The organism is Caballeronia sp. SL2Y3, assembly GCF_022879575.1.
Lineage (GTDB): Bacteria > Pseudomonadota > Gammaproteobacteria > Burkholderiales > Burkholderiaceae > Caballeronia.
Window position 1 is genome coordinate 508,816 of record NZ_CP084262.1, and the last position, 26,398, is coordinate 535,213.

Here is a 26,398-nt window from a genome sequence, read left to right on the forward strand (position 1 = left end):
TCACTTCCCCGACTTCTTCGCTTTCCCCTGATTGAACTCGATCGCCGCGCGCACGAGCCGCGTAAGCCGCGCCGCATCGACCGCATCGCCTTCGAAGAAATCGATGGCCCGCCGCGCATTCCCTTCCAGCCCCGCGTTGAACAGCCCGTCGGGATCGGCAATCGACGCGCCGTGAGCAAACGTCACCTTCACCTTGCCCTTGTGCGCGTTGGCGACCGCGATCATGCCGTCGCGATACCACACCGGGCTTCCCATGTACTTCCACTCCTCGACGATCTCCGGATCGGCATCGAGGATGCTTTCGCGCACGCGGGCGAAGGTCTGCCCGCGCCAGTCCGTCAGGTCGGCGATCAACTGGTCGATGCGTTGCGATGCGTTCATTCGATCTTTCTCACTCTCGACGAAGCGATGACAAAACCGAAACCTATCGTGAAAGCAGCCCGAACACACCCACGCCGCTTCGCGTGCCCACGTACACCTTGCCGTTCGCAATCGTCGGCGTGATGAACTTGTTGCCCTGGCCGAACTGATCGCGCGCGCCGGCCTGTCGGCTGTTGTACAGCTCGCGCGCGAGGTTGGACGCGTCGTAGGCGTGCAGCGCCGCGATCATACCGTTCTCCGCCGCCCACACGATGCCGTTCGCCGCGCCGTTCGCCGCGCCGTTCGCGGACACGCTCGGCGTCGCGCCCGGCGCGCCGAAGCTCGTGGGCGTCCGGCTGGCGGGCGTGGACGAGAGCCGCGCGTCGGTGATCGCGAATGCCTTGATGCTGTCGCCTATCGCGCCGAAATACACCGTCCGGTTGAAGTACGCGGGCATGCCGAACACCGGCCCGCGAATCTGCCCGACGACCTCCTGATAGATATGGTCCGCGTTCGAATCGAACTTGCCCATCGAATCGCGGTTGACCACGTAGATCACCGAGTTCTTGCCCGCGCCGAGCGCGAGATGGCGGATCGCGCCGCTCGCGTCAGGAAGATCGGGTAAGACGAGCGCGCCGCCAGAACCGAGATCTTCGTCCGCGCTCGACTGCTGCACCGTGTTCGACGGCTGGAAGTAATCGGTGACGGCGAGCGTCGGCGTCGTGCCCAGCTTCAGGAAGCCGTTGCCGAAATCGCCGTGAATCGGCATGCCCTGCCCGTCGAGCGTCGCGTCGAAGGTGCCGTTCGCATCGAGAAAATAGATCGACGCGCCATCCGAAGCGAGGCCCGCGCCGCTCATCCAGATCGCGCCCATCTGTCCGTTGGGCGTGACGTTCAGCACGCTCGCCTGTTGCAGCGTGCTCGCGTTGTAGCCGATCACCCAGCCGGTGTACGGCATGATGTCGCAATGCGACGTCCACGCCGTATAGACGACGCCACCCAGCAGCAGCAGCGACGCGCGCTCCGCGTATTGCCCCGGATCGAACACGACGCGCCCGTTCTGGCTGTCCACGCCGGTGCCGGGATACGACGCGGTAATCTCCATCGGCCCGCCGAAAAGCTCCGCGCCCGTGGCGATGTCGAGCGCATGAATGCGCTGGTGATAGCGCCCCGCGCCGTCTTTCGACATGCCGACGACATACATCGCGCCGCGCGCGCGGTCGATGACCGGCGTCGCGGTGATGCCGATGGTCGGCGTGATCTGACCGCAGCCGTGGTCGTCGCTCGGCGTCTCGGCGCTTCCCAGCGTGCTCGCTTTCCAGAGCGTGGCGCCGGTATCCGCGTCGAACGCAAAGACGCTGGCGTTCTCGGTCGCGACGTACAGCACGTTGTGCGTGCCGCCCGCGATAGCCACGGCGGCGAGGAAAAGCGGCTGCGCATCGACGGGGCCGTCCGTCGCGAAGACGGCGAGCTTGCCGAACGTGGCCGCGTTGACGTTCGCGGGCGTGAGCACGGATTCGTAGAGCTGCTGGCCGGTGCGCGCGATGTCGTTGTGATAGGTCGCGACGCCCATCGGGTGCGTGACCGGCTGCGTCGGTGTGCCGCCGCTCGTTCCCGCCGATGCTGCCGATGCTGCCGCCGGACTGGACGCGGGCGCTGCCGCCCCGCCGCCCGCCGCGACGGAACTCGTCGTCGATGAAGAACCGCCCCCGCTGCATCCCACGACGATCGCCGCCGCGATCATCGCCGCGCCAAACAGGGAGAGCACGGCGCGACCTGAGAAATGCCGACTCATGTGCATTCTCCTTCTGGGGATGAGCGAAGCACGCGTTTCAGTCGATTATCGCGCGAAGTTCGCACAGGGAGTCGTTCAGCGTAGAAGGCCGTTGGCGCACGACCGTTTGCTGCGTCGCACCAAACCTGATAACATACGGGTTACTACCTAGGTAGTTAACCTAGAAGCCACTGAATCAAGGAGTTGCCATGGGAATCCTCGCCCCGCTTTTTTCGTTCATCGCCGACGCCCTTCGTGACGCATTGAAGGCTCGCGCCAAGGTCAGCGCGCTGATGGCCGAAGCCTATCGCCGCGCGGTGTAAATCCGCTCAGGGCGGCGGTTCAACCCACCGCCGCCCTCGCGCTCGCTTCACGGCAGCGTGTACGCGATCACGTAATCCCCCGCCTTGGTTCCGAGCGAACCATGCCCGCCCGCCGTCACCACGACGTACTGCTTGCCGCTCGCGTCGGCGTAACTCATCGGCGTCGCCTGGCCGCCTGCCGGCAGACGCGCTTCCCATAGCTTGTTGCCGTTGCGCACGTCGTAGGCGCGCACGTATTGATCGAGCGTGCCCGTCAGGAACGTGACGCCGCCCGCCGTCACGATCGTGCCGCCGAGGCTCGGCACGCCGAGCGGCATCGGAATCGGCAGCGGCGCCTTGTCGCGAATCGTGCCGTTCTTGTGCTGCCACGCAATCTTGCCCGTGCGCAGATCGACCCCCGCGATATACCCCCACGGCGGGGCCTGACACGGAATGCCGAGCGGCGACAGAAACGCATTCAGCTCGAACGCGAACGGCGTGCCGCGCGCCTGCTTGATGCCGCTCGTCTCGCTGCCCTTTTTCTCGCCCGCCTGCTCGTTGAGCTTTTCGCGCGGAATGAGCTTCGAGGTGAACGCCATGTAATCCGGATTAGCGATCAGAATCTGCCGCACCGGATCCACCGACACGCCGCCCCAGTCGAAGACGCCGAAGTTGCCCGGAAACACCAGCGTGCCCTGCTCGGACGGCGGCGTGAACGGCCCCTCGTAGCGCAGACTCTTGAACTTGATGCGGCACCAAAGCTGATCGAACGGCGTCGTGCCCCACATGTCGGCCTCGCGCACGCGCGGCGGATTGAAGTTGAGCGCGGAGACGGCCTGCGTCGGCGACGTGCGGTCGCCTCGCGCCGCGCCTTGCGGCACCGGCACCTCGTTGATCGGGATGATCGGCTGGCCGGTTTCTCGGTTCAGCACGTAAATGCTGCCCTGCTTCGTCGACGCGATCAGCGCCGGCTGCATGCCCTGCGCGGTTTGCAGATCCACGAGCGTCGGCTGGCCGCCCACGTCCATGTCCCAGAGATCGTGGTGCGTGAACTGATAGTTCCAGCGCAGCTTGCCGGTCGCGACATCGAGCGCGACGACGCCCGCGCCGAAGCGCTCGGCCTGCTGCGTGCGCTGGCCGCCCCACTGGTCGGGCGTCTGATTGCCCATCGGCAGATAGATCATGCCGCGCTTTTCATCGACGCTGAAGATCGACCACATGTTCGGCGAGTTGCGCACGTAGGTTCCGCCGGGCGCGATCGGCTCGGTGGCGTCCGGGTTGCCCGAATCCCAGTTCCAGACGAGATGGCCGTCGTTGACGTCATACGCGCGGATCACGCCGGACGGCTCGTTGTTCGATTCGTTGTCCGTCACGTGACCGCCGACGATCACGAGATTGCGCGCGACGGCCGGCGGCGACGTCGAGTAATAGCCGCCCGGCGTGAACGGCCCGATGTTCATGCGCAAGTCGATGGTCCCGTTCTTCCCGAAGCTCGCGCAGGGCTTGCCCGTATCGGCGTCGAGCGCGATCAGGCGCGCATCGGCGGTCGGGAGAAAGAGGCGGCGCGGGCATTCGTTCGAAGGCGCGGCGGGTTGAGGCGCCGGTTGGGGGGCGGTCTGATCGCCGGTCTGCGCGGGCGTGGAGGCGGCGGCATCGCTGGACGCGGCGGGCGCGGACGCCTGCGCATCGGACGACGCTTCCGAAGCGGCGGACGCAGCGGACGCGGCCGCGGGCAAAGCCGCCGCCGCATGCATCGCCGGATCGTAGTACGCGACGCCCCGGCAGGTCATGTGCTCCCAATGCTTGAACCCGACCGCGCTCTGAATCTGCGGATCGAAGTGCCAGCGTTCCTTGCCGGTCGCGGCATCGAGCGCAAAGACCTTGCTGTGCGGCGTACACAAAAAGAGCGTGTCGCCCACTTTGAGCGGCGTGTTCTCGTCGGTGGTTTCGGTCGGATCGTCGGGGCCGGGCATGTCGCCGGTGCGAAACGTCCACGCCGTCTTCAACTGATGCACGTTCTGCGGCGTGATCTGCGCGAGCGGCACATAGCGTTGGCCGAGCGGCGAGCCGCCATAGTCGATCCAGTCGCCCGGCTGCCGTCCGGTCGCGGCGTTCAGGTCCGGCTGGTTCGGATCGGCGGCCACGCTCACGTCGATGCTGCCCGCGCGATCGTGCGGATCGGTGAAGTACGTGCCGATGCCGAGCAGCACCGCCAGCACGATCGCAGCCGCGAGCGGCACGCGCGCGGCGCGCGCAGTCGAAGGCGGACCGAACAGCGCGCCGCGATGCACATAAGGAATGAGCAGCCACACCGCGAGCAAGACCCAGATCCACAAGCGCGGCAGAAGCTGCCAGAAGTCGAAACGCGCTTCGAACACCGCCCAGATCGTCGATCCGAACAACACGAGCGCGAAGAGCAGCAGCGCGGAACGGCGTCGGATGAGCAAGAGGAGACCCGTCAGCACGATGGCGACGCCGGTGATCGCGTAGTACCACGATCCATCGAGCGTCACGAGATACGCGCCGCCTGCGGCGAGCACGAGTCCGATCACGATGAACGCGATGGCCGTGCCGAACGTGAGCGGATGAAGTCTTGAGGTACTCGGCATGCTGCAACCCTCCCGGAAGAATGGCGGAACGCGGCCGTCGTCAGCCGTGGTTCGGACGTTGCCAGACCGGTCCGGGGCAGCAAGTCACGTGCCGTTCGCGGGCAGCAGAGCGAATGAGAAATGAAGCAGTGCTTCGATGCGAAGCCGTGTCAGCGCGGACGCGGCCACCGTCCGCCGTGAACGGTCGCGCAATGCGTGCCGGAGACGAGCGCAGCCTTCAGATCGCTGCGCTCCGAGAAGCGCGGGGCGTCGAACCAGAGCAGAAACTCGTCGCGCCACACGCCCCAGGCGTTTTCGTCGAAGTCGAAGTCTTCGTCGATGCATCCGTTATCGCGCAGATACGCGCCGACGACCTGCTTGCCGTTCCAGTATGCAACGGCCACATCGGTCAGATCGGCGGTCATGCCGCGCGGCAGATCGCGGAGCAGCATGGCGAGGTGCGCCCTGAACGATGTGAAGTCGGTCGGTCTCATCGTGTGCTCCGCTTCAAAAAGATGCGTTGAAAACACTTACGCGGCGCGCGCGTTTCAGCCGAACGCGCCCTTATTGAGGTCCTTCTCGAACGCCGCCACCCATGCCGTGCCGTGCCCGATGCGATATTCGCGCTCCTTGAGCGTCGAGCGCCGCACAATGTTCACGTGCCCCCGAAGCGGATAAAGTCGTCCACGACGTCCGATTCGCCCGCCTCCTGCACGAGGAAATCGCTCGGGTCGAGCCGGTGGCGCGCGAGAATCGCGAGGAAATCCGCCTTTTCGTCGGGTGCGATCACTGACATGGCGCCCTCCGACATCGAACGCTGCTCATTCAAGGTAGCACACGCGCGGACGAACGGCGAAGCGAATCGCCGCAGCACGCGATAACGCACATAACTTGCTGCGGAGCATGGCCGATTCACTTTCCGGAGGCATCGCCGATGAACGTTTCGCCGTATCGCCACGCGTTTCTATGCGCGGCACTTTTCGCAGGCTCGCAGGTTCGCGCTGACGAGCCCGCTTGCGGCGTGCTGCAAGGCGCGTCGGGCAACGCGCTGACCTTGCAGGAAGGCGCGCGCGCCGATCTCGTGCAGGGCGAGAAGGCCGTGCACGGCGCGCTGCATATCTATCGGGATGACGCGGTGTATCGCGTGTACTGGCAGCCGGATGGAAGCGCGGAGCAGTACGTGCTCGCGAATGCCGGGGAAAACAGCGTGCGGCTGGTCTCGACGCCGCCGCGCGGCGCGAAAGTGGACGCGGGACCGGGCACGCTGCCGCCGCAGCAAGTGCTGTCGTGTCCCGCCTCGTGAAACGAATGCGCCGAGCGACGCCTTACTTCGCCAGCACCTTGCCGATGGCGTCGGCGACGGTCTGCACGTTGCTCTCGTTCAGCCCCGCGACGCACATGCGCCCCGAGCGCAGGATATACACGCCGAATTCCTCGCGCAGACGGTCGACTTGCGGCGCTTCGAGACCCGTGTATGTGAACATGCCGCGCTGCTTGACGTAACGCGACAACGCCTCGCCATGCACGTGCTCGCGCAGGCCGTCGTGAATGGCGCGTCGCATGCGCGCGATGCGTTCGCACATCGCCGCGAGTTCTTCTTTCCACGACTGCGCGAGTTCGGGCGTCGTCAGCACCTTCGTCACGATCTTCGCGCCGTGCGTCGGCGGATTGCTGTAGTTCGCGCGCACCGCGCTCGTCAGTTGGCCGAGCACGCGGTCGGCTTCGGCGGCATCGTCGCAGATCACATGCAGGCCGCCGCAACGCTCGCCATAGAGCGAGAAGTTCTTCGAAAACGAATTCGCGACGAATGCCGGCACGCCACGGCGCGCAAGCTCGCGCACGGCGAACGCGTCGTCTTCCAGCCCCGAGCCGAAGCCCTGATACGCCATGTCGACGAACGGCAGCAGGTCGCGCTTGTGCAGCACGTCGATGATCCTGACCCACTGCGCTTCGTCGAGATCCACGCCCGTCGGATTGTGGCAGCACGCATGCAGCAGCACGACGCTCTTTGCCGGCAACGCGTCGATGGCTTCGAGCATCGCGTCGAAGCGCAGGCCGCCGGTGGCCTCGTCGTAGTACGGATACGTGTTCACTTCGAAGCCCGCGCGCTCGAAGATGAAGCGATGGTTCTCCCACGTCGGATCGCTCACCCATACCTTCGACGCCGGAAAGTATCGCTTGATGAGGTCCGCGCCGACCTTCAGCGCGCCCGAGCCGCCGAGCGTCTGCACGCTCGCGATGCGTCCTTCGGCGCGCGCCGCGCTGCCCGTGCCGAACACGAGCGCTTGCACGGCATCGCGATAATGCGCGAAACCGGCCATCGGCAGATACGGCTTCGGGCCGAGCTCTTGCAGAATCGAGAGTTCGGCTTCGCGCACCGCCTGCATGACGGGCAAACGGCCGGCGTCGTCGAAATAGATGCCGATGCTCAGATTGACCTTGTTCGTGCGCGGGTCCTTCTGGAAGTCTTCGTTCAGCGAGAGGATCGGGTCGCCGGGGTAGGCATCGATATGTTCGAACATGGTCTGGGTATGAGGACTGGATTCAGGACGAAAATTCAGGACGAAGGATGAGCGGGACGGCGCGCGTCGCCCTTGGTCTTGAGATAGTAGCCGATTCCGAGAACCGCCAGCCAGATAGGAATGAGATAGACGGATAGCCGCAGGTCCGGCGTCTCGTACATCACCCACACGATGCCCGCGACGAATGCTAGGCACAGGTAGTTCGTGAACGGATAACCGAGACTCGCAAACGTCGTGGCCGCGCCCTGCTCGCGCTTGTGGCGGCGGAACTTCAAATGAATGATGCTGATCATCGCCCAGTTGATGATGAGCGCCGATACCGCGAGCCCCATCAGCAGTTCGAACGCGCGGCCGGGAATGAAGTAATTGATCAGCACGCACGCCGCCGTGACGACCGCTGAAACGAAGAGCGCCGCGAGCGGAATGCCGCGCGCGCTCACGCCCCGCAACGCACGCGGCGCGTTGCCCTGCTGCGCGAGGCCGTACAGCATGCGGCTATTGGCATAGACGCCGCTGTTGTACACGGAAAGCGCGGCCGTCAGCACGATCACATTCAGCACGTTCGCGACCACCGTGCTGTTCATCTCGCGGAAAATCAGCACGAACGGGCTGCCGCCGGTTGCGACCTTGTCCCACGGATACAGCGAAAGCAGCACGCCGAGCGCGCCGATATAGAAAATGAGGATGCGGTAGATGACCTGATTCGTCGCGCGGGGAATGCTGCGCGACGGGTCCTCGGCTTCAGCCGCCGTGATGCCGACCAGTTCCAGCCCGCCGAACGAGAACATGATGACGGCCATCGACATCACGAGTCCGCTCGCGCCGTACGGGAAGAAGCCGCCGAGCCGCCAGAGGTTCGTCACACTGGCCTGCGGCCCCGCGTGGCCCGACGCGAGCAGATAGCCGCCGAACAGAATCATGCCGACGATCGCCGCGACTTTCACGATAGCGAACCAGAATTCGAGCTCGCCGTACGACTTCACGCTCGTCAGATTGATCGCGTTGACGAGCGCAAAGCACGCGAGCGCCGATACCCACGGCGGCAGCGTCGGCCACCAGTACTGCATATAGATGCCGACAGCCGAAAGCTCGGCCATGCTCACGAGGATATACACCGCCCAGTAGTTCCAGCCGGACACGAAGCCGGCCGCGTGGCCCCAGTATTTGTCCGCGAAGTGGCTGAACGAGCCGGCCACGGGCTCGTCGACGACCATTTCCCCCAACTGCCGCATGATGAAAAACGCCATCATCGCGGCGATCGCGTAGCCGAGCAGCACGGACGGCCCGGCGAGCTTGATGGTCTGCGCGACGCCCAAGAAAAGCCCCGTGCCGATGGCGCCGCCGAGCGCGATGAGTTGAATGTGGCGGCTCTTGAGTCCGCGCCTGAGTGTTTCGTGCTGCGCTGCTGCCGGGTTGTTGCCTGAAGCCATTGTCGATCTCTGCCTGAACTGCCAAGGACGCGCGCCGCTGTGCCTGCCTTGCCGGAAAACGCGAAAAGTGTTGTTTTTTCGTGCGACGGGCGTCGGTGCAGGGCGAACACTCGCCGGACCGTGCTCGGCGGCGCGCGGAAAAACACGCGATTTTACCGCCCCGGCGCCCCGCAAAGCCTTGTCGGATAGACTTCGCACCCTGATGGGGCGCGAAGGCGCGCCGTCAACAGATCAAACTGACCCGGGAATCAGGTCTTTTTCGGAGGATTGATTCCGGCGCTCCCCGCGCAGAATGGATTCATCCACTAACGGGGAAGCCAACATGTTCCAGACGATGCAAACAAACGGCACGCCGCAGCAGACGGCGATTCTGGGCGCAATCGAATCGCACGCGGGCATGGCGGCTTGCGAAGCCGAACTGCTCGCCGAACTCCGGACGGCATCGGACAACGTGCTGCGCCTCGCCGCGCAGGTGCGCACGCAGGCCAACGCGGATGCCGCCGCCGACGCCGCCGAAGCGCTGGCCGGGCAGCACGCAATCGCGCAAAGGCTGATCGGCCGCCTGCTCGCGATGCCCGTCGCCGAAGTCTGAGCACCACGCCTCACAAGAACACGTATCGAATCGAGGAATACGACAATGAACTACCTGACCATCATCGCCATCGTCTGGACCGTTTGCGCGCTGTTCGCCGTGCTGTTCATCCGCGGCGCGACGCTGCGCGAGCGCAAGCCCGTGCCCGTGCAAAGCCGCACGCGCCGCGCCGCCGGCGCGAGCGTGAAGGACGCGAGCCGCGCCTAACGACCTGACGCGCCACACGGCATCACCTGATCGCCGATACCGCCGCGCGCAGGCCCAGCAGATAGCTTTCCACGCCGAAGCCGCAGATTTGCCCCTTCACGACTTCGGAGAATACGGACACGTGCCGGAACGCTTCCCGCGCGTGAACGTTCGACATGTGGACCTCGATGACGGGCGCGGTCAGGATGGCGAGCGCATCGCGGATGGCGTAGCTGTAATGCGTCCACGCGCCCGCGTTGATGACGACTGCATCGACGTTCTCGCTGAACGCCTGATGGATGCGCGAGCACATCTCGCCTTCGATGTTGGTCTGGTAGCACTCGACTTCGACGCCCAGTTCCTTGCCGAGCGCGGCCAGTTGCTCGTCGATCTGCGCGAGCGTCGCGGTGCCGTACTGCTTCGGATCGCGCTTGCCGAACATGTTGAGGTTGACGCCGTGCAGCGTCAGGATCTTTGCCATGGTGTGTCCTCGATGGATGAGCAGCGGCTTGAAGGGCTGCGGATTCGGATGCGCAGATTCTGAAGGCCGGCTCGCGCGATGACAATAGCGCCGCTGACCGCTCGCCCGTTTCAGTTTCCGAGCGACCTGCCGTAAACCCGCATATGACGGTGCACGCCGGATAGTCCGCGCTTCACCGATGCCTTCCAAGTATTTCTCGGTCCGCCGGTACCTCGCATGTCAGGCTCCTCGTCCTTGCTCGATTCCCTTCTGGCGACGCCGGCAACGGACGACGGGCGCATCACGCCCTGCATTCGCTCATCGCTGCTCTTCACCCTGCTCGAAGACATTCGCCCGCTGCTGCTCGCGGGCGGCTGCACCGCGTTCGTCGCGCTGGTCGCGCTCGTGCGCGTGCATGCGCCGTGGACCGTGGCGTGGTTCGTCGCGGACGCGCTGTTTCTCGCCGCGCGCGTGGCGGTCGTGCGCCGCTACCGCGCCGCGCGTCGCAGCCAGTCGCCGCCGCCCGAGCCGTGGGCGCGGCGCTATGCGCCGTTCGGGCTCGTCGCCTGCGGCTTGACCGGCCTCGGCACCATGGCCTGCGTCATCTCCGGCGACGCCATGCTCGCCTCGCTCGCGATCATGGTGACGGCGGGCATGCTCGGCGGCATCGGATCGCGCAACGCGGGCGTGCCGCATCTCGCGATCTCGCAAATCTGCGCGGGCATCGTGCCGATCGGCGCGGGCGCGCTCCTCGGCCCCGCCGGCTACTGGATGCTCGTGCCGCCGCTCGTCGTCTACATCGCTGCCATGAGCGTCGTCGTGCGCCGCCACTATCGCAATCTGGTTGCGCTGATGACGGCCGAAGAAGAGCATGCGGAACTGGCCGCGCGCTTCGACGCCGCGCTCGCGCACATGCCGCACGGCCTCTGCACGATCGACGCGGCGGGCGCGGTCGTCATCGCGAATCGCAAGGTGGCGGAACTCTTCGGCGCGACCGCCGACATGCAGCGCATCGGCGTGACGCTGCCGGAGTTCATCGGCTATCTGGCGCTCGCCGAGCATGGCGAATCCCTGCGCGCGAAGCTGACCGCGTGCTGCGCCGGGTGGCTTAAGGACGGCCACGCCCCGCTCGATATCGCGCTGCCCGACGGCCGCCGACTCGAACTGAGCCGCGATCCGGTGCCGGACGGCAGCGCCGTGATCATCGTCGAGGACGTGACCGCGCGCCGCCGCGCTGAAGCGAAGATTTTGCACTGGGCGCATCACGACTCGCTGACCGGCCTGCCGAACCGGCGTTATCTCAGCGACCACGCCGAGCGCCTGATCGCGGGCAGCGCGCACCGCGAGAAAGTGATGGTGATGTACGTCGATCTGGACGGCTTCAAGCATGTCAACGATTCGCACGGCCACGATGCGGGCGACGAACTGCTGCGGCGCGTGGCGGACCGTCTGCGCAACGCGATGCGGCGCGGCGAACTCGCGGCGCGTCTGGGCGGCGACGAGTTCGCCGTGGTCGCCACGTACTTTGCGGATGCCGCGAGCATCGCGTTCGCGCGGCGCATCGTGCGCGATCTCGCGCTGCCCTACGAACTCGACGCGGGCATGGTCGTGACGCTGGGCGTGAGCATCGGCATTGCGCTTGCCAAGCCGGGCGAATCGTTCGAGCGCGCGCTCAAGCGGGCCGACATCGCGCTCTACGAAGCGAAGACCGAAGGCCGCGGCGGATACCGCTTCTCGGAAGACGACGCCCTCGCGGCGCGCGAGGAACTCGACGCGTTCGGCACGCCCATGCATCGGATGTAATCGCCCGGCTCGCTATCTCGGATGCGGGTCCAGCACCGCATGCAGCATGTCGCGCAGTTCGATCAGGTCGCGGCGAATGAGCGCGGTGAAGGTATCGACGTCTTCGACCCAGCTTTCGGATTCACGCAGCAACGCGCGCAGTTCCTGGCACTGGTCGTACAGCATGGACGGTCCGAGCACCGTGAGCCCGCCCGCGAGCTTATGCGCCCAGCGGCGCAGCCTGCGCGCGTCCTTCTCCTTGCAGATGTCGTCGAGCGCGACGATGTCTTCGTCGATCTGTCCGGCGAGGTCCGGCATGTACGCGGCGGGGATCGGCGGAAAGCGCGGCGGGAGGTCGTCGTCCTCCGGCGCTTCGTTCGCGCTCTGCGCAGCGGATTCGGGCGCGGCGCCTGCCGCATCGACGCCTGCGGTTTGCAGCACGCCCGCCAGCACCGCGAGCGGGACCGGCTTGGTCAGATAATCGGTAAAGCCGCGCGCGCGCCCGCGCTCGACATCCTGCGCGCTCGCGCTCGCGCTGATCGCGTAGATGCGCATGGCGGGATCGAGCGCGCGCGCCGCGACGAGCAGTTCGGCGCCGGACATCTTCGGCATGTCCATGTCGGTCAGCACGATATCCACGCGATGCTTGCGCAACAGATCGAGCGCTTCCTCGCCGTCTTTGGCCTCCAGCACGGATGCCCCGAGCGTCAGCAACTGATCGCGCAAGAGCCCGCGATTGAGCCGGTTGTCTTCCGCGATCACGACAGTCGGCCCGGCCTTGCGCGCGGCCGGCAGCGCGAGCGCGTCGTCGGCATGCGGCGACGCGCGTTGCCGGCCCTTGATGGTCGCGATCGCGTCCCTGAATCCCTTGAGGCTGAAGATGCTCACTTCGAGCACGCCGTCGCCCCAATGCACGGGCACGAGCGGGCCGTCCTGCGTCATGCGGATCACGCGCGTGCCGTCCTTCCACGCCGCCTTGATATCTTCCTCGGTGAACTCGTCCGTGGCGATCAGATACTCGCAGCCTTCCGCGAGCGCCGGGTCCGCGTGATTCATGTAGGTGACGGAACTGCGCTCCGGGTCGTAGAGGTTCTCGAACCATTCGCGATACTCGCTCGCGCGGCACAGAACGGCCGGCTTGCCGTCGAGCAGGGCGGCCTCGTCGCTCGTTGCCGATGCGTCGGCGAGAAGCGGCAGCGACACCTGAATGCGCGTGCCGACGCCTTCGGTGCTGTCGAGCGAGATGCGGCCTTTCATGAGTTCGCAAAGCCGCACGCAGATGGACAAGCCGAGGCCTGTTCCGCGCGCCTGCGTGAGACGGTGCGCGTCGCCCTGCATGAACGGCTGAAAGAGCTGCTCGCGCTGCGACGCCGGAATGCCGATGCCCGAATCCGCGACGCTGAGTTCGAGCGCGTCGTCGCGCCCATCGGGCGCGCACCACGATCTTGCCGGAGTACGTGAATTTGAGCGCGTTGCCGAGCAGGTTGTTGAGAATCTGCGAGACGCGAATCGGATCGAACAGCAGCTTCGCCGGACACGACCGGTCGATCACGACAAAGAGCCGCAAGCCCTGCCGATTGGCGAGCGGCGCGTGCGCGGCCATCACGCGCACGACGAGCGCGCGTATGGAGCCCCATTCTTCCGAGAGCCGCATTTCGCCGATATCCATCTTCGAGAAGTCGAGGACATCGTTGACCACTTGCAAAAGCGCGCTCGCCGATGCCTGCATCGCGTGAACGCGCGCTTCCTGTTCGGCGGCGAGCGGCCCGAGCGCGACCAACTCGAGGTTGCCGACGAGCGATGAGAGCGGCGTGCGGATCTCGTGGCTCATCGACGCGAAGAAGCTGAGCTTGGCTTTGGCGGCGGCGTCGCTGCTTTCTTTCGCTTCGCGCAGCAGCCGCTCCACTTCGCGGTGCTCGGTAATGTCGGCGATCGCGCAGAACAGCACATCGGTCTTATTTAGGACTGCCGACGCGTACGACACCTTCAGATGCAGCGTGCCGTTGTCTGGTTTGTCGAGCGTGTAGTCGAGTTGAAGTATCGCCGCATCGCGCCCTTCCTCCGCCGGCGCGATGCCGTGCGCATGGACCGCATCGCGCAGTCCGGCGGGCAGGCGCATGGAGGCGTCGGTCAGATCGAAGAGCGTGCGTGCGACCTGATTGGCCGCGATGACAGTCAGATCGTCTTTCAGCGCGATGCACAGTCCCACGGGCGTCGCATGCACGAGCAGATGGTTCAGTATCTCGCCTTCGACCGCGCGGCACGCCTGTTCGTACGAACGCCTCAGAAAGCGGAAATTCCAGTAGCGATACATCGCGAGCAGCATGGCGATGAGCGCCCCGGTGACGGTCAGCAGAATCGACACCTGGACGCGCTGCGCCACAAGTTCGGTCACGAGCGGAAGCGCGACGACGATATGCCCGATGCCGAGCGCCAGCACGTCGAGCCGTGCGCCCCAGCCGTAGCCGGCCACCCAATGGAACACGCCCGGTTGCGCTCCTTCGAGCCGCGCGTTGATGTATCGCAGTTCGGGCGTGTCGTCGCCCGCGAGCACGTGATGTTCGGCATCCATGATCGCTATCTGCGAGTCGAGCGACGGCGGCGTGGCGGCGCGCAGCGCCGTGTGCAACGTGATGCGTGTGAACACGAGACCGTAAGGCGCGCCGTCCCGTGCGACCACCATGAACATGATGACAGTCGGCGTCGTGAATCCGACCGACGGCGGCGCGAGGAACCACATGACACGCCGGGCGCGCGCCGCGTCGAGGGGCGCGACGCCGCGCGTGCTCATGAAGATCTTCGTCAGCTCGGTCAGCGCCGCGAGTCTCTGGCGCGGCGCCACCTTGTTATCCGTGCCCGCGAAGAACCCGAAGCCATACGAAGCCGTACCTTCGAAGTTCGCGTATTGCAGAATAGGCGGCGTACTCTCCTCGGGGATCGTCTGATGCGCGACCTCGCACGCCGCGGCGAGCGCCTTGTCATTCGCGCCCGGTGGATAGGCCTCGCATGGCGGCTTGCCGGGACGTTCCGGCACGCTCATATTGGTCGGCGAGGCGCCTACTTCGAGCAGCAGGCTTCCCGGCGTCAGCATGTTGTACCGGCTGAATACGCTCACATTGACGCCCCGCATTGCCGTCTGCGCGTACTCGCCCTCGGTCTTCAAGGTCGAGGTCAGCAGGAAGAAAGCGGTGGCCATCGCGCCGCATAACGCGGCGAAGATCAGAAGACCCACGGCGATCGCGAAGATGCGCCGCTCGCGCTTCAGGTTGCTTTCCAGCATCCGCAGCATTTGCAGAGGGGAATTCTGCGATGCGGCGAAAAAACGCTCCATCAGGCCAACCCTGTCTTCGCCGCATATTTCACGAGGTCGACATGGTTCTCCACATGCAGCTTGCGCATGGCGGAGCGTTTCTGGGTCGCGACCGTCGGCACGGAGCGGTTGAGCGTGCGCGCGATTTCCGTGACCGAAAGCCCCTGCGCGAAGAGGCGCACGACTTCGAGCTCGCGCGGCGAAAGCGGCTGTTCGCGGGCGAGGTCCTTCGTCGTGGAACCTTCGCGCGCGAGACGGTGCTGGATTTTCGGCGAGAGAATGGTTTCCTTCGTGGCGAGCGCCCGCACGCTGATTTGCGCCAGTTCACTCGCAGGCTCTTCCTTGCTCACGATGGCGGCGACGCCCAGCTTGCAGAGTTCGTGGAACATGCCGCCGCTCGTCATCATGGTCAGCACGACGAGCGGGATATCCGGATACGAGCGGCGCAGCTTGCTCACGAGGCGCAGGCCGTCGAGCTCGACTTCCTCGTCGCCCTGCATCACGAGATCGGTAATGACGAGATCGGCGGGCTCCTTCTCGAGCACGCGGACCAGCTCCGCGCCCGAGTTCACCGTGGCCGTGATCGTGAAGCCGGGAAGCTTGGAGAACTGATCGCAAACGGCCAGAAGAACGATGGGGTGATCATCGGCCAGCACCACGCGAATAGGACCCGGAGGCCCATTCATGAGCACACCGTTAGCGGCGTTTGGGAGGTTTGCTTCGAAAACCGAAACCGGCGCGCTGCTTGGCGCCATTGAAGCAACAGACGAACGGACCTTTTCATCGCGACGTTTCCCCCGCGGGCAGAGGCGCCCTGACCTGATTCTAGAATACGGGGAAATGCATGGAAAGACCAGGGACGGCGCTTGAGCGCGCACAAGCGCGGCCTGGTCCGAACGGACGCTATTCATTCCTGTCTTCACAGTTGGCTCCAGGGGTGAGGCAGCCGAGCCGCACGCGCCGGCCGCCGCTGCGGCACAGGCTGCAACGCGGCTTGCGGCCGTCGCATCGTTCGGCGTTCGCACGGGCCAGGTCATCCGGCCGGCGCGCGGGGGAAGCCAGGCGGCGCAGCGGCATCGACATGACCTGCGAGGCCCCGCGCGTCTTGTACTTGCGGCTCTCGGCTAACAGCATGCCGGTAATCACGATCATCGCCGCAATGAACACGACTGCGAGCGATAAAATTATTCCGGACTCCGACATACCTACGCACAGCATGGCGAGTATGACGAACGACATCGCGAAGAACGCGGGCACGAGGAACGTCGATGCGATTCCCACTGCTTCACAACACTTGCGAAAGGCCTGGCAGATCGAATCTGAAACGAACATAAGAGCACTTGTCCAAGAATGCCGCTGGCGACTGGTGAGGCGACCGCCTCGCCCATGCGAAGCGTCTGCGTTTAACCGACGCCATCGCCGCACTGCATGCGCGGCTTGCGTCCCACCCCCGTTGCATCAATCCATGACTTTAGTCAAACGTTGTCGCGCGTTATATCGAAAGATGTCGATAACGTCCGCCCTGACGATGCACGCACTGTTCGCTCGCCGGGCCGCTTTTCAGCAAAGAAAAACCGCCCGGATAAGGCGGCGAACGGGGTCGAAAAAGAACCGGTGGTCCGGGCGCGATGGCTCCGTTTCTGGCAGAACGCGCAAGAATCGCAGCGCGGGCAACCTTTCCCGGACATCGCAGGTCGCTTACATTTTCACGCGTGCGAGGCACGACCCGATATAGACGGATTTCGATTCATGGGATCGGCGCGGCGCTTAGCGAGACAACGCGGCAAGCCACAGGCGCGTCATCACACCGAGCGCGAGTCCCATCAGACGGCCGATAAAGAGCGCGTCGATGGCGGACTGCGGCGGGATCAGCGAGCCGCTCCGGTGACTGCGCTCGCCGCGCAACGCGGGCCGCGCGAACACGATGCACGTCGCCGCCGCTATGCCGGCGAGCGTGCGCTGCGGCGGGGCGCACGCGCCGCAGCCGCCGCGCAGGAGCGCCTCGGTGCAGAGCAGCACACCGCATGCAAGCACGAAGTTGCCTGCGAAGCTCAGGAACACAGCGCGCAGCGAGGGGCGTCTCATTGCGAGCCTGCAGCCGATGCCTTCGCCGCCAATTGATACCGCAAGTGCCCGCCGACGCGCGCGACCACTTCCGCCCAGTCGCCACCGAAGCGGCGGCGGAACAGGCGCATGGTCGGATACCACGGGCTGTCTTCGCGCGTGTAATGCCAGCGCCAATCGCCATAGGACGGCAGCAACAGCCACACCGGTTTGCCCATCGCGCCCGCGACGTGCGCAACGGACGTATCCACGGTCAGCACGAGATCCAGAGCCGCGATTGCGCTGGCTGTTTCGGCCATCGTGTTCAGACGCGCGCCGACGTCGTGGAAATTGGCGCGCTCCGTGGCGTACCGCGCCACTTCGTCCGCGCCGGCGCCTTTTTGCAGGCTGAAGAACTCGATGCCTTCCATCGCGAAGAGATCGTTCAGCACCGCGAGCGACGGCAGCGAACGGTGGCCGTCGTTTTCGTGCGTCGGATTGCCCCTGAAGACAACGCCGACCTTCAGCTTGCCGGGCGCGACATCGGGCAGCTTCGACGGCACGGACGCTGGCGCGCGCAAGTAAGGCACCGTCGCAGGCAGCGCGTCCAGCTGGAGCGGCAGGTGAGCCGGGATTGCATGCGGGAACACCCAGTAATCGATGCCCGACATGTTCGCCGCGTGCTGCACGTTCACGACGTCATCGGAGCCGAGCGAGGCCTCGTACAGTTCGACGAGCGGCGCCTGACACACGACGACCACACGCTCCGCGCCGCACTGCTCGCGGAAAATCTTCGCGAAGCGCAGGAAGAAGATCTCGTCGCCGAGACCGAACTCGCTCCAGATGGCGATGGTCTTTCCCGACAGAGATTCGCCCTTCCACTCGGGCACGTCGCGCGGGGGCTGCATGGTCGTGCGGCGCTGCCATCCGAGCGGCGCCATGAGCTTCTCGCGCAGCGCGAAGCCCTCGGTTAGCTTGCCGCGCGCGATCAGATGCAACGCCTCGTAAAGACGCGGCAGATGCTCGCCGGGCAGCCGCTCGACGCATTGCTTCCACATGGCGTCGGCGAACTTGCCCGCGTCCCAGCGCAGCAAATGCATCATCGCGCGATGGTAGACGTCGAAGCGGTACGGATACTGACGCACCGCCGCCTGCGCCGCGGCAATGGCGTCCGCTGCGTTGCGCGCGTTTTCCATCGCCTGCTTCATCTCGTGCGCCGTCTGCACCGCGCGCTTGCGCAGCACGATCTCGATCACGCACTCGGCGTAGCTGTCGGCGGTCTGGTCGGCGTCGGGCCGCGCGGCGTCGAAGTTGTCGCGCACCAGCGCAATGCGCTCGCACTCCGCCACGGGCGCCATGGCCTGCACCATTTCCAGCACGCTCACCGAGCGCGGCAGCGTCTTCTCCGCCTTGCAGATGGTGAAGCTCGCCTTATGCGCGCCGTTGAAGCGGCTCGGCCAAACGCCTTTGCCGTAGAGATCTTCGTCCGGCACGGTCACGACGACATGGCCGCCCGGCTTCACGAGGTCGAGCCATCGCGCGAGCGCCTTGTGCGGATTGTTCTGGCGGGCGAGCACGTGGCTCGCGTGAACGAAATCGAAGGCGGCGTCGGCTGCGCCGTCCATCGACGAAAGATCGCCCTTGTCCGCTGGCCACGGCGTGACCTTGCCCATGCGCGGAAAAACGTGAGCGTGCGATGCGAGAGGATCATCCGTCACGCCGATATCGAGGCCGTCGCCCACGAAATAGTGCTGCGCGAAAGCCGTTTCATGCGAACGGCGCAGGCTTGCTTTGCTGGTTTCCTTCATGATTGCCTCACTCACTTAGCGACGACAGCCGCAGTCGCCGCACCCTTCACTTCAGCGGCGCACAAGTCCTTCAAGAGCGCTTGAATGCGCTCGCCCAAAATTTGCGGCCGCCCCTTGAAAATGAGCTTTTCGATGGCCTTCTTGCCCGCAAGCGTGCGCGCAAGATCGCGCCGTTCGCTTTCGTTTGCGATGAGGCGCAGCGCCGCCGCCTTGTACTCGTCGGTGGTCTTGGCGATCATCCAGTCGGGGAAACCCAGGCGGCGGAACATGCCTTCGTCGATGTGCTCGTGCACTTCGCGCCCGGTCTTGCAGACACCGACGAGACCCGCCCACACGGTATCCACGATGCCGTTCGTATTGCCGAACGGGAACGGATTCAGGAACATGTCGCAGCCGGCGATCACCTTCATGTAGTTCGCATAGTCCTGATGCTTGTGGACCACGGCTTTGTCGCCCATCAGGCGGCGCACGAGGTTGCGCACCTGCGGGAACACGAGGCCCGTCGCCTGTCCGACGAGGAAGTGGAACTCGACGGGCACCGGCGCTTCGCTGGCGATCTGCGCACACATGTGCAGGAAGCCCGGGTTGAGCTTCACGGTCGTGCCCGCGACCGCGATCTTGACGGGATCGGCCTTGAGGCGCTTGCGTTTGGGCAAATCGAGTTCGAGCATGGCCGCGGGCGGACGATACGGCATGCCGTCCGACGGCAGCTTGAGCAGCTTCTCGCTGAAGCAGGCCTCGTCGCCGACATAGTCTTCTTCCACGACCACGTAGTCCATCGCATGGCCGTGCGTGGTGGCGGGATGACCGAGCGCCATCATCTGCAGCGGCGCGACGCGCAAGCACGCAAGCGCCATGGTGATCGGGAACATGCCGACGCTCGGCATGTACATGGCCTGCGCGCAACGCGCTTCGCTCACCTCGCGCACCTGGCGCACGTGGTCCCACACGGTCGCGCCTTCGAGCGTGATGAACTCGTCGAAAACCTCGCGGCCCGCTTCGTCCACGCGGCCTTCGTAACCCATGCCGATCAGATGGAACTTGTCGCGCATGGCGACCATGGTCTGCGAATGCGTGCGATAGATCGAGTGATTCTTCGAGAACCATTCGAGCACCACGAGCAGCACGGGCTTCTCGCCTTTCTTTGCCGGTTGCGCGCCACGCTTCACATCGTGCAGGCCGAGGCTCGCGAGCTTGCGGCGAATCAGCGTATTGATCGGCTTCTTGATGTCGTGCTTGCCCGGCAGGTCCGCATAGCTGCAATGCATGTACGCGTCGTGCAGCACGCCGACCGGCAGCGCGTCGATGCTCTCGATCTGGTCGAGCTTGTCCGGCAGCCAGCGCAGCAGCATTTCGCGCTTCTGATGCGCGGCAGGCGTGCCGAGAAAGCGCGACGACATGATGGTCGTCGCGAGGCTCGCGGTTGCGACCTTGTCGTGATTCCAGAGTACGTCCCAGTCGAGGCGCACTTCGGACTCGGGCGTATAGAACAATTGAAACTTTCGCATGTCGCCGGCGCGCAGCTGCACGGAGTGACGCGCTTCTTCATCGAGACCGAGCGAGCGGAGAATATGGTCTGCGTTGCGAAACGGGCTCCCGGCGAAGAGCCCCGCGATCCAGCGTTGGAACAGCTGCGCCTGACGGATGCCGTTTTCCGACAGGCGAAAGTCCGGGTCGCTCATCAGCGCCGTGATGGCGGACGTGATGCGCGTGAGCAAATGGTCGTCCATGATGTTCGACGCTTCGCCGGACTGCGCCCAGCTATCGACATCCATCAGGAGTCCGTAGTTCACGTCGATTCTTGCGAGCAGCTTCAGCAGTTCGCGGACGGCGGCTTCCTTGTCGCGACGATAGCAAAGGTACTCGAATTTGTTGATGCTGAATTGCATGATTCTGTTTCCGGTTAGTGACGGCGGAACGAGGCGGCATAACGAAGCCGCAGGCGAGCCACGAGATCAGTGGCTCCAGGTGACGGAGAGCCAGTACTGCGTGGGCTTCTTGCCGGGCTCCACCCAAGAGCTTTCGGAGAAGCGATACGGTCTCGATACGGATGCGGACACCGTCGCGCCGATCGGCGTGAGCCAGTCCACGCTCACGCCGTAGCCCGCGAGCACGCGGTTATTCGTGACGCCGGTCACGCCCGGATACGTGTTTTCCCAGTGGTCCCACGGCGAATGGTTCACGCGTCCGTAAGCGAAATCGTTGAAGAGGCCGACTTGAAGCTGATGGCCCGTCGCCACCGGAAAGCGTTGATAGAGGCCCACGCTCGCCACCACGCCTTCATCGGCCGAGCCTTCGTCGGCGCGATAGGCGCGCACGGCATCCGGACCGCCGAGCGAGAGCTTCTCGCTCGCGTCGAGATTGCGGCTTGCGAGTTGAGCGGACACGCGGCCCGAGACGAACAGGTTGCCGCTTTTCGACAGCGCATACGTGCCGAACGCGTTGCTGCTGAGCTTCGCGTAGTTGCCGGAACGCTGCGTGACGGGATCGGACGGGTCGTCGTTGCGTTGATGCCCGAGCGTGAGCGCAATCTGCCCGGCGGCGAGATTCGTGCGCAGCGCCCGGGCGCGCTCGCCGTTGTCCGCCGTCAGTGAGAGCTGGATCGAATCGAGCTTGCTGTGCGTGATCGCGTGGTAGTCCGTGAGGTCCGTCGATGTCTGACTGTGCAAGAGCGATGCTCCGCCCCACACGTTGGCGTCGAGTCCGCGCGCGAACGGGTACTGCACGCCTGCCTGAGCGGTCGTCGCCACGCCCTTCACAGGCGTTCCCGCGTTGATGAAGTACTGCTGACGCGACACGCCGCCGGTCATGCGCAGACCGTCGTCGAAGATCGGCGCGCTGCCGGTGAGCGAGCCCGTCCACATCTTCTTGTCCGTGCTGGTGACGGTGAACGCATACGCGTCGCCGGCATGGAACAGATTGTTCGCCGATGCGGTCACGCCCATGCGATACGTTCCGGTCGACTCGACGCCCTTGTTGTCGAGAATCAGATCGGCGCGCACGGGCTTGCCTTGCTGCGCGATGTTGAACGTGACGTCGACTTCTCCGGTGGCTGCGCCCGGCGAGAAACGCGGCGCGCCGTCGAGCGCGACGCCGGGCAGGTCCTGCAACAATTGCGTGGCGCGTTCGAGCCGCGACGTGCGCAAGACGCACACGCCGTTCACCCCTTCGCTGCCGCACAGCGCATGCGTGATGAGCCGCTGCAACCGCGCATCCGCCACGCGCGACTTGTTGTTCACGACGATCTTGCGAATACGTCCGGGAAACACCGTGAATTGCGACTGGCCGCCCTTCTGCGCCGCGCGCCAGTCGGCATCCGTCATCAGCACCTGACCGAGCGGAAAGCCGCCTTGACGCAGCGCCGTCGTGAGCACGTCCGACCAGCGATTCACTTCCTTCAGCGACTGCGGCACATCGCCGAGCTTCTTCATGTCCGCGTCGAGCATTTGCTTGACGACGAGCGCATCCGGGCCTTCCGCCGGGATCACTTGCACGCTCGCGCGGCTCGCGCTGGCGACTGCATCGCTTGCTGCGGGCATCGACTTCTGCACGACCGCTTCCGCATCCGTGACTTCGGACGCCATTACGCGTTCTGTGCCCGCCACGCCGACCAGCACTACCGATCCGACACACACCATGCGGCGCACGGCTGCCGCGATCTCGTTCATCTTCAACATTGCTCGTATCCTTGCAGTGAACCAGTAAACGTCGCGCCTGGTTCATCGACCTTTGTCCGCGTAGCGTTCTCAGATCAAAGGTTAAGGATTCGAATGCTCTATCCGAATAGAACAAGTTCTAAAGTGCCTTCAGGCAAGCAAGAAACGCAGCGTTTCAACGCGCGCGTCGTATCCGGCGCGCGAGCACGTAGCGCACATGCGAAGAGCCCGGCGCATGGCCGGGCTCTTCGAACATGAAGCCTGCGAACGTGTCGGACGCTTACGCCATTGCTTCGACAGCTTCCGCTTTCTTCGACTTGCTCTTGCTACTCTTCGCAGCCGGCAGTTGCTCTTGCCAGAGCGCCTGCATGCGTTCGCCGAGAATCTCCGGGCGGCCCTTGAAAATCAGCTTCTCGATGGCCTGCGGTCCTGCCAGCTTCGCGGCGAGTTCGGTGCGCTCATCGGCGTTTTCGATCAGACGCAGCGCCGCGGCCCGGTACTCGTCGTTGGTTTTCGCGACCATCCATTCGGGGAAGCCGAGACGGCGGAACATGCCCTCGTCGATATGCTCGTGGACTTCGCGGCCGGTCTTGCATACACCGACGAGCCCCGCCCACACCGTACCCGAGATGTTGGTCGTGCCGTTGTCGGTCGTGTTGATCGTCGCGTTCGGCTCGATCCAGGTGCCCGTACCGTTCGTCGAGTTGTCCGCCTTGCGCCGTGTTGATCGAGCCGGTATCGCGGACCTGATCGCCCACCAGCGTCACATAACCTTGCGCCTGAATCGCGCCGTCGTTCTCGACGCTCGCGTTCGTGCCCGTCGAGCTCAATTGGAGCGGGCCGCCCGCCATGAACTGATTCGCGTCGATGGATTTGGTCGTCGCGAGCAGCGAGCCGACGTTGACGATCGCGCCTTTGCCGAACAGCACGCCGTTGGCGGTCTGGATCAACACCTGACCGTTGGCGAGCAGCGAGCCTTGAATATTCGATGCGCCGCCGCTCGTTACGCGGTTAAGCGCCTGCGACTGCGCGTTCGGCTGATTGAACTGCACCGTGTTGCCGGCGCCGACGTTGAACGAGTTCCAGTCGATCACGGCGCGCTGCGTGCCCTGATTGATGGTCATCGTGTTGGCATTCTGCGAGATGCTCGCCTGGCCTGCCGTGACCTGGCCGCCCGTCGGCAACGCTTGCGCGAAACTCACGCCGGGCTGCGTCGCCAAGATGGCAGCGGCAAACGCAGTCATCGCCGAGACGACGCCGAATGCACCTTCATTCGATGCCGCTTGCGACGCCGTGCCTTCGCCCGGGGCCTTGCCTTGACTGACGACATCTTCCGCTACCGCCACCAACATGCCGAGTCGTTTGCTAAAGACGCGACGAAACCGATTCTTGTTCATAAGAGAGACAGAGATTAATGAGAGAGATGAAGCGTTCCGCGTTGACGGGTCAACGGCGGTCCAATGCGCATCAGTGGATGACCACCGGATGAATGCGCGCCTTGGAGGCATGGATTCGACGTCACCTGCGACGTGTGTTGGCTAGCCTCGACCTGCACTGATTCAGCTCATCACTTTGATGCCAATCAGTTCACGCACTTCGAAGGCCGAGACTCCACTGCCGAATCCTCAATGCGAATGGTAGGAATCGGCGGCCTCGCGCCATATAGAAGAACTTCGAATCTCGGCCGGGGAACAACCGGCCAGCAAGGGGCGCGGCCCGCGTCGCGCGGGCCAGAACGGCGCGGCGGACCGAAGAAGCACGCAGCGGCCGCAAAAAGAGGAAAGTTCCTAACGGCCTTGCGACAGTGGGTGCCACCGGCTCACGTTCCATGGCCGGCAGCCGCGCGCGCTACAAGCAGTCGGCGACGCGCGCCGCGCCGGAGCGGTCCAGCGACAGACCGCGGTCCACCGCAAAGCGATGCAACTCCGCTTCGCGCGTGAAGCCGAGCTGCTCGCACGCTTTCGCGCGTCGCGCGCTGATGGTGCTCTTGCCGAGCCTGAACAGCCGGGCCGTCTCCACGACGCCCATGCCGCACAACATCAAACCGGTGACTTCCAATTGCCACTTCGTTAGCGATGCGAAGCGCCGCAGGTCCGGCTCGGCGTTGAACTGCGCGAGCGCGCATACCGCCACGGGCGAGCGATAGTGGCGGCCCATCGCAAGTTCGCGCACCGCATTCACCACCGCGGACATTTCTTCGCGTTTGCTCACGATGCCCGCGGCATCACGCTGAGCGAGGGTGCCAATGAGAAAGGGATCGTCGAATTCGCTGTACACGAGAACGGGCAAGCGCGGATATCGGGCCGAAACGGAGGATAGATAGCGCCAGCCGTCGAGCGCGCCGCCCGTGGGCATGGAATAGTCGGTGACGACGACATCGCACCGACTGCGTTCGAGAATCCCCATCAGGTCCGACGGACTACTAACCGATTCAATGACGTCGATACCTGCGTCTTAGAGTGCTCTACGCAATCCGCACAAGACAAGTGGGTGATCGTCGACAATCGCGACGCTGATGCGCTTGTTTTGCATCACGCGGGGCGAAGCTCGCTGTCCGCGTTCGAGCGATCCAGCCACAAGCCATGCCCGACCGCGAAGCGGTACATCTCCGACTCGCCCGAAAAGCCGAGCCGTCTGCATGCTTCCGTGCGCTGCGCGCTGATGGTGTTGACGCGCCGGTGAAGCAGACGCGCCGTCTCGCAGACCGTCAGACCGCACAGCATGAGACCCGTCACTTCCATCTGACGACGCGTGAGCGCCATGAAGCGCTTGTAATGCGGCAGCGCGGAAAAGCGCTCCAGCGACGCGCTGGCAATGGGCGACAGATAGCGTTCGCCTCGCGCGAGACTGCGCGCCGCGGCCAGCACTTCGTGCATCTCGTCACGCTTGCTCACGATGCCGGCGACACCCCGCTGCACCAGACTGCCGACGAGGAATGGGTCGTCGAATTCCGTATAGACGAGCACGCGCGTGTCCGGAAACTGGCTCGACACGGAGGCGAGAAAACGCCAACCGTCGAGCGCCTGATCGCCCGGCATCGAATAGTCGGTGACGACGACATCGCAGGGCGCGTCGCGCAATAGCTTCAACAGTTGCGTCGGACTCGTGACCGCGCCGGATACATCGAAGTCCGCGCCCTCCAGCGTCTTCTGAAGTCCGTACAGCACGAGCGGATGATCGTCGACGACGGCGATTTTTGTCTTTCCCATCCCAAATCTCCCGACAGGCCGGGTGAGGCCTCTCCATCAACTGGCTCGCGCAGGTTTCAACCGTTAGCCCGATTGCTCGGCGAGCATCGCAGCCACGCGAAGCGCGCGCTGCGAGGTCGTCACGGCGATACGGTGAAAGCGTCTTTGTACCGACGTTATCTGTACATCCATGTTGTCGTGACTTGCATCGAACGATAAAGGCGCGCGAATCCTGCTCATATAGAACGATGTCGAAAACCCTGTCCCCTTAATCGCGGCGACAAGGGGCGCGTTCTCGCGTGCTTGCAGGCGTCATGGCGCGTGATGCGCCCGGCATTGCACAAAGCGCGCGTGCGAATGCAATGACAGATGCGAAGCCCGCTGTCCATAGAGCGAG

Annotated in this window: 23 protein-coding genes and 2 pseudogenes; 5 read left to right on the forward strand and 20 right to left on the reverse strand. The window is 64.7% G+C overall.

Translation table 11 applies throughout. From position 1 onward, the window contains the following. The 5 genes and pseudogenes from LDZ26_RS21220 to LDZ26_RS21240 all read right to left on the reverse strand — a co-directional run bounded on the left by LDZ26_RS21220 (nucleotide 1) and on the right by LDZ26_RS21240 (nucleotide 5,820). Entirely contained in the window at nucleotides 1–381 is a 381-nt protein-coding gene (locus tag LDZ26_RS21220) for a DUF1801 domain-containing protein (protein WP_244850570.1), read from the reverse strand. Between the two features lie 43 nt (nucleotides 382–424). Continuing rightward, nucleotides 425–2,155: a PQQ-binding-like beta-propeller repeat protein gene (locus tag LDZ26_RS21225; RefSeq protein ID WP_244850571.1), complete on the reverse strand. Its 1,731-nt coding sequence runs from the start codon at nucleotides 2,153–2,155 to the stop codon at nucleotides 425–427. Nucleotides 2,156–2,504: 349 nt separating this feature from the next. Then, nucleotides 2,505–5,045, reverse strand: coding sequence for a glucose/quinate/shikimate family membrane-bound PQQ-dependent dehydrogenase (locus LDZ26_RS21230; protein ID WP_244850573.1), 2,541 nt, complete (start codon nucleotides 5,043–5,045; stop codon nucleotides 2,505–2,507). A gap of 149 nt (nucleotides 5,046–5,194) precedes the next feature. Beyond that, nucleotides 5,195–5,518, reverse strand: a complete 324-nt coding sequence (locus tag LDZ26_RS21235) for a hypothetical protein (protein WP_175945636.1) — start codon at nucleotides 5,516–5,518, stop codon at nucleotides 5,195–5,197. A gap of 54 nt (nucleotides 5,519–5,572) precedes the next feature. Then, a pseudogene (locus LDZ26_RS21240) lies at nucleotides 5,573–5,820 on the reverse strand (hypothetical protein). Between the two features lie 138 nt (nucleotides 5,821–5,958). Here LDZ26_RS21240 and LDZ26_RS21245 point away from each other — a divergent pair. Continuing rightward, nucleotides 5,959–6,327 carry a hypothetical protein gene (locus LDZ26_RS21245; RefSeq protein WP_244850575.1) on the forward strand — a complete coding sequence of 123 codons (369 nt, stop codon included), beginning with the start codon at nucleotides 5,959–5,961 and terminating at the stop codon, nucleotides 6,325–6,327. A 22-nt stretch (nucleotides 6,328–6,349) separates the two neighbouring features. Here LDZ26_RS21245 and LDZ26_RS21250 read toward each other — a convergent pair whose 3' ends face one another. Together LDZ26_RS21250 and LDZ26_RS21255 are read right to left on the reverse strand one after the other, a co-directional pair. Beyond that, complete coding sequence (locus LDZ26_RS21250; RefSeq protein ID WP_244850577.1) at nucleotides 6,350–7,546, reverse strand: amino acid aminotransferase; 1,197 nt, start codon at nucleotides 7,544–7,546, stop codon at nucleotides 6,350–6,352. A gap of 35 nt (nucleotides 7,547–7,581) precedes the next feature. Then, complete coding sequence (locus tag LDZ26_RS21255) at nucleotides 7,582–8,976, reverse strand: amino acid permease (protein WP_244850579.1); 1,395 nt, start codon at nucleotides 8,974–8,976, stop codon at nucleotides 7,582–7,584. Nucleotides 8,977–9,268: 292 nt separating this feature from the next. Here LDZ26_RS21255 and LDZ26_RS21260 point away from each other — a divergent pair, with 292 nt between their 5' ends. Further along, on the forward strand, nucleotides 9,269–9,568 hold the full coding sequence (locus LDZ26_RS21260; RefSeq protein WP_244850581.1) for a hypothetical protein: 300 nt from the start codon (nucleotides 9,269–9,271) through the stop codon (nucleotides 9,566–9,568). A 45-nt stretch (nucleotides 9,569–9,613) separates the two neighbouring features. Continuing rightward, complete coding sequence (locus LDZ26_RS21265; RefSeq protein ID WP_244850583.1) at nucleotides 9,614–9,775, forward strand: hypothetical protein; 162 nt, start codon at nucleotides 9,614–9,616, stop codon at nucleotides 9,773–9,775. Between the two features lie 22 nt (nucleotides 9,776–9,797). Here the strand turns inward: LDZ26_RS21265 and aroQ are convergent, their stop codons facing one another. Continuing rightward, nucleotides 9,798–10,235: a type II 3-dehydroquinate dehydratase gene (gene aroQ, locus LDZ26_RS21270; protein ID WP_244850585.1), complete on the reverse strand. Its 438-nt coding sequence runs from the start codon at nucleotides 10,233–10,235 to the stop codon at nucleotides 9,798–9,800. 216 nt (nucleotides 10,236–10,451) lie between these two features. Between aroQ and LDZ26_RS21275 the strand changes: the two genes are divergently transcribed. Then, a complete protein-coding gene (locus tag LDZ26_RS21275) occupies nucleotides 10,452–12,017 on the forward strand; it encodes a sensor domain-containing diguanylate cyclase (protein WP_244850592.1) in 1,566 nt (521 codons plus the stop codon). A gap of 12 nt (nucleotides 12,018–12,029) precedes the next feature. Here the strand turns inward: LDZ26_RS21275 and LDZ26_RS21280 are convergent, their stop codons facing one another. Then, nucleotides 12,030–13,511 carry a response regulator gene (locus LDZ26_RS21280; RefSeq protein ID WP_370650758.1) on the reverse strand — a complete coding sequence of 494 codons (1,482 nt, stop codon included), beginning with the start codon at nucleotides 13,509–13,511 and terminating at the stop codon, nucleotides 12,030–12,032. A gap of 208 nt (nucleotides 13,512–13,719) precedes the next feature. After that, a pseudogene (locus LDZ26_RS25695) lies at nucleotides 13,720–13,827 on the reverse strand (histidine kinase dimerization/phospho-acceptor domain-containing protein); the annotation flags it as partial. Nucleotides 13,828–13,986: 159 nt separating this feature from the next. Here LDZ26_RS25695 and LDZ26_RS21290 point away from each other — a divergent pair. After that, nucleotides 13,987–15,204 (forward strand): hypothetical protein, encoded by a 1,218-nt coding sequence (locus tag LDZ26_RS21290; RefSeq protein ID WP_244850596.1) that lies wholly within the window; start codon nucleotides 13,987–13,989, stop codon nucleotides 15,202–15,204. A gap of 122 nt (nucleotides 15,205–15,326) precedes the next feature. On the opposite strand, the gene LDZ26_RS21295 is transcribed toward LDZ26_RS21290, so the two are convergent. The 10 genes from LDZ26_RS21295 to LDZ26_RS21340 form a co-directional block, all read right to left on the reverse strand. Continuing rightward, the gene (locus LDZ26_RS21295) at nucleotides 15,327–15,992 is read right to left on the reverse strand and encodes a response regulator transcription factor (RefSeq protein ID WP_244850597.1); all 666 of its coding nucleotides are present in this window, start codon (nucleotides 15,990–15,992) and stop codon (nucleotides 15,327–15,329) included. 217 nt (nucleotides 15,993–16,209) lie between these two features. Continuing rightward, on the reverse strand, nucleotides 16,210–16,638 hold the full coding sequence (locus LDZ26_RS21300) for a hypothetical protein (protein WP_244850598.1): 429 nt from the start codon (nucleotides 16,636–16,638) through the stop codon (nucleotides 16,210–16,212). A 435-nt stretch (nucleotides 16,639–17,073) separates the two neighbouring features. Continuing rightward, nucleotides 17,074–17,391 carry a hypothetical protein gene (locus tag LDZ26_RS21305; protein ID WP_244850599.1) on the reverse strand — a complete coding sequence of 106 codons (318 nt, stop codon included), beginning with the start codon at nucleotides 17,389–17,391 and terminating at the stop codon, nucleotides 17,074–17,076. Then, on the reverse strand, nucleotides 17,388–19,157 hold the full coding sequence (locus LDZ26_RS21310; protein ID WP_244850601.1) for a methyltransferase domain-containing protein: 1,770 nt from the start codon (nucleotides 19,155–19,157) through the stop codon (nucleotides 17,388–17,390). Before LDZ26_RS21310 ends, LDZ26_RS21305 begins: the two co-directional genes overlap by 4 nt. Before the next feature lie 11 nt (nucleotides 19,158–19,168). Then, on the reverse strand, nucleotides 19,169–21,046 hold the full coding sequence (locus LDZ26_RS21315) for a peptide transporter (RefSeq protein WP_244850603.1): 1,878 nt from the start codon (nucleotides 21,044–21,046) through the stop codon (nucleotides 19,169–19,171). Nucleotides 21,047–21,112: 66 nt separating this feature from the next. After that, entirely contained in the window at nucleotides 21,113–22,834 is a 1,722-nt protein-coding gene (locus LDZ26_RS21320; protein WP_244850609.1) for a ShlB/FhaC/HecB family hemolysin secretion/activation protein, read from the reverse strand. A 259-nt stretch (nucleotides 22,835–23,093) separates the two neighbouring features. Beyond that, complete coding sequence (locus LDZ26_RS21325) at nucleotides 23,094–23,366, reverse strand: hypothetical protein (protein ID WP_244850611.1); 273 nt, start codon at nucleotides 23,364–23,366, stop codon at nucleotides 23,094–23,096. Beyond that, nucleotides 23,272–24,321, reverse strand: coding sequence for a filamentous hemagglutinin N-terminal domain-containing protein (locus LDZ26_RS25700; RefSeq protein WP_370650739.1), 1,050 nt, complete (start codon nucleotides 24,319–24,321; stop codon nucleotides 23,272–23,274). The genes LDZ26_RS21325 and LDZ26_RS25700 overlap by 95 nt, the downstream gene beginning before the upstream one ends. Nucleotides 24,322–24,661: 340 nt before the next feature. Continuing rightward, nucleotides 24,662–25,219 (reverse strand): response regulator transcription factor, encoded by a 558-nt coding sequence (locus tag LDZ26_RS21335; protein WP_244850618.1) that lies wholly within the window; start codon nucleotides 25,217–25,219, stop codon nucleotides 24,662–24,664. Between the two features lie 125 nt (nucleotides 25,220–25,344). Next, the gene (locus LDZ26_RS21340; RefSeq protein ID WP_244850620.1) at nucleotides 25,345–26,022 is read right to left on the reverse strand and encodes a response regulator transcription factor; all 678 of its coding nucleotides are present in this window, start codon (nucleotides 26,020–26,022) and stop codon (nucleotides 25,345–25,347) included. Between the last annotated feature and the right edge of the window lie 376 nt (nucleotides 26,023–26,398).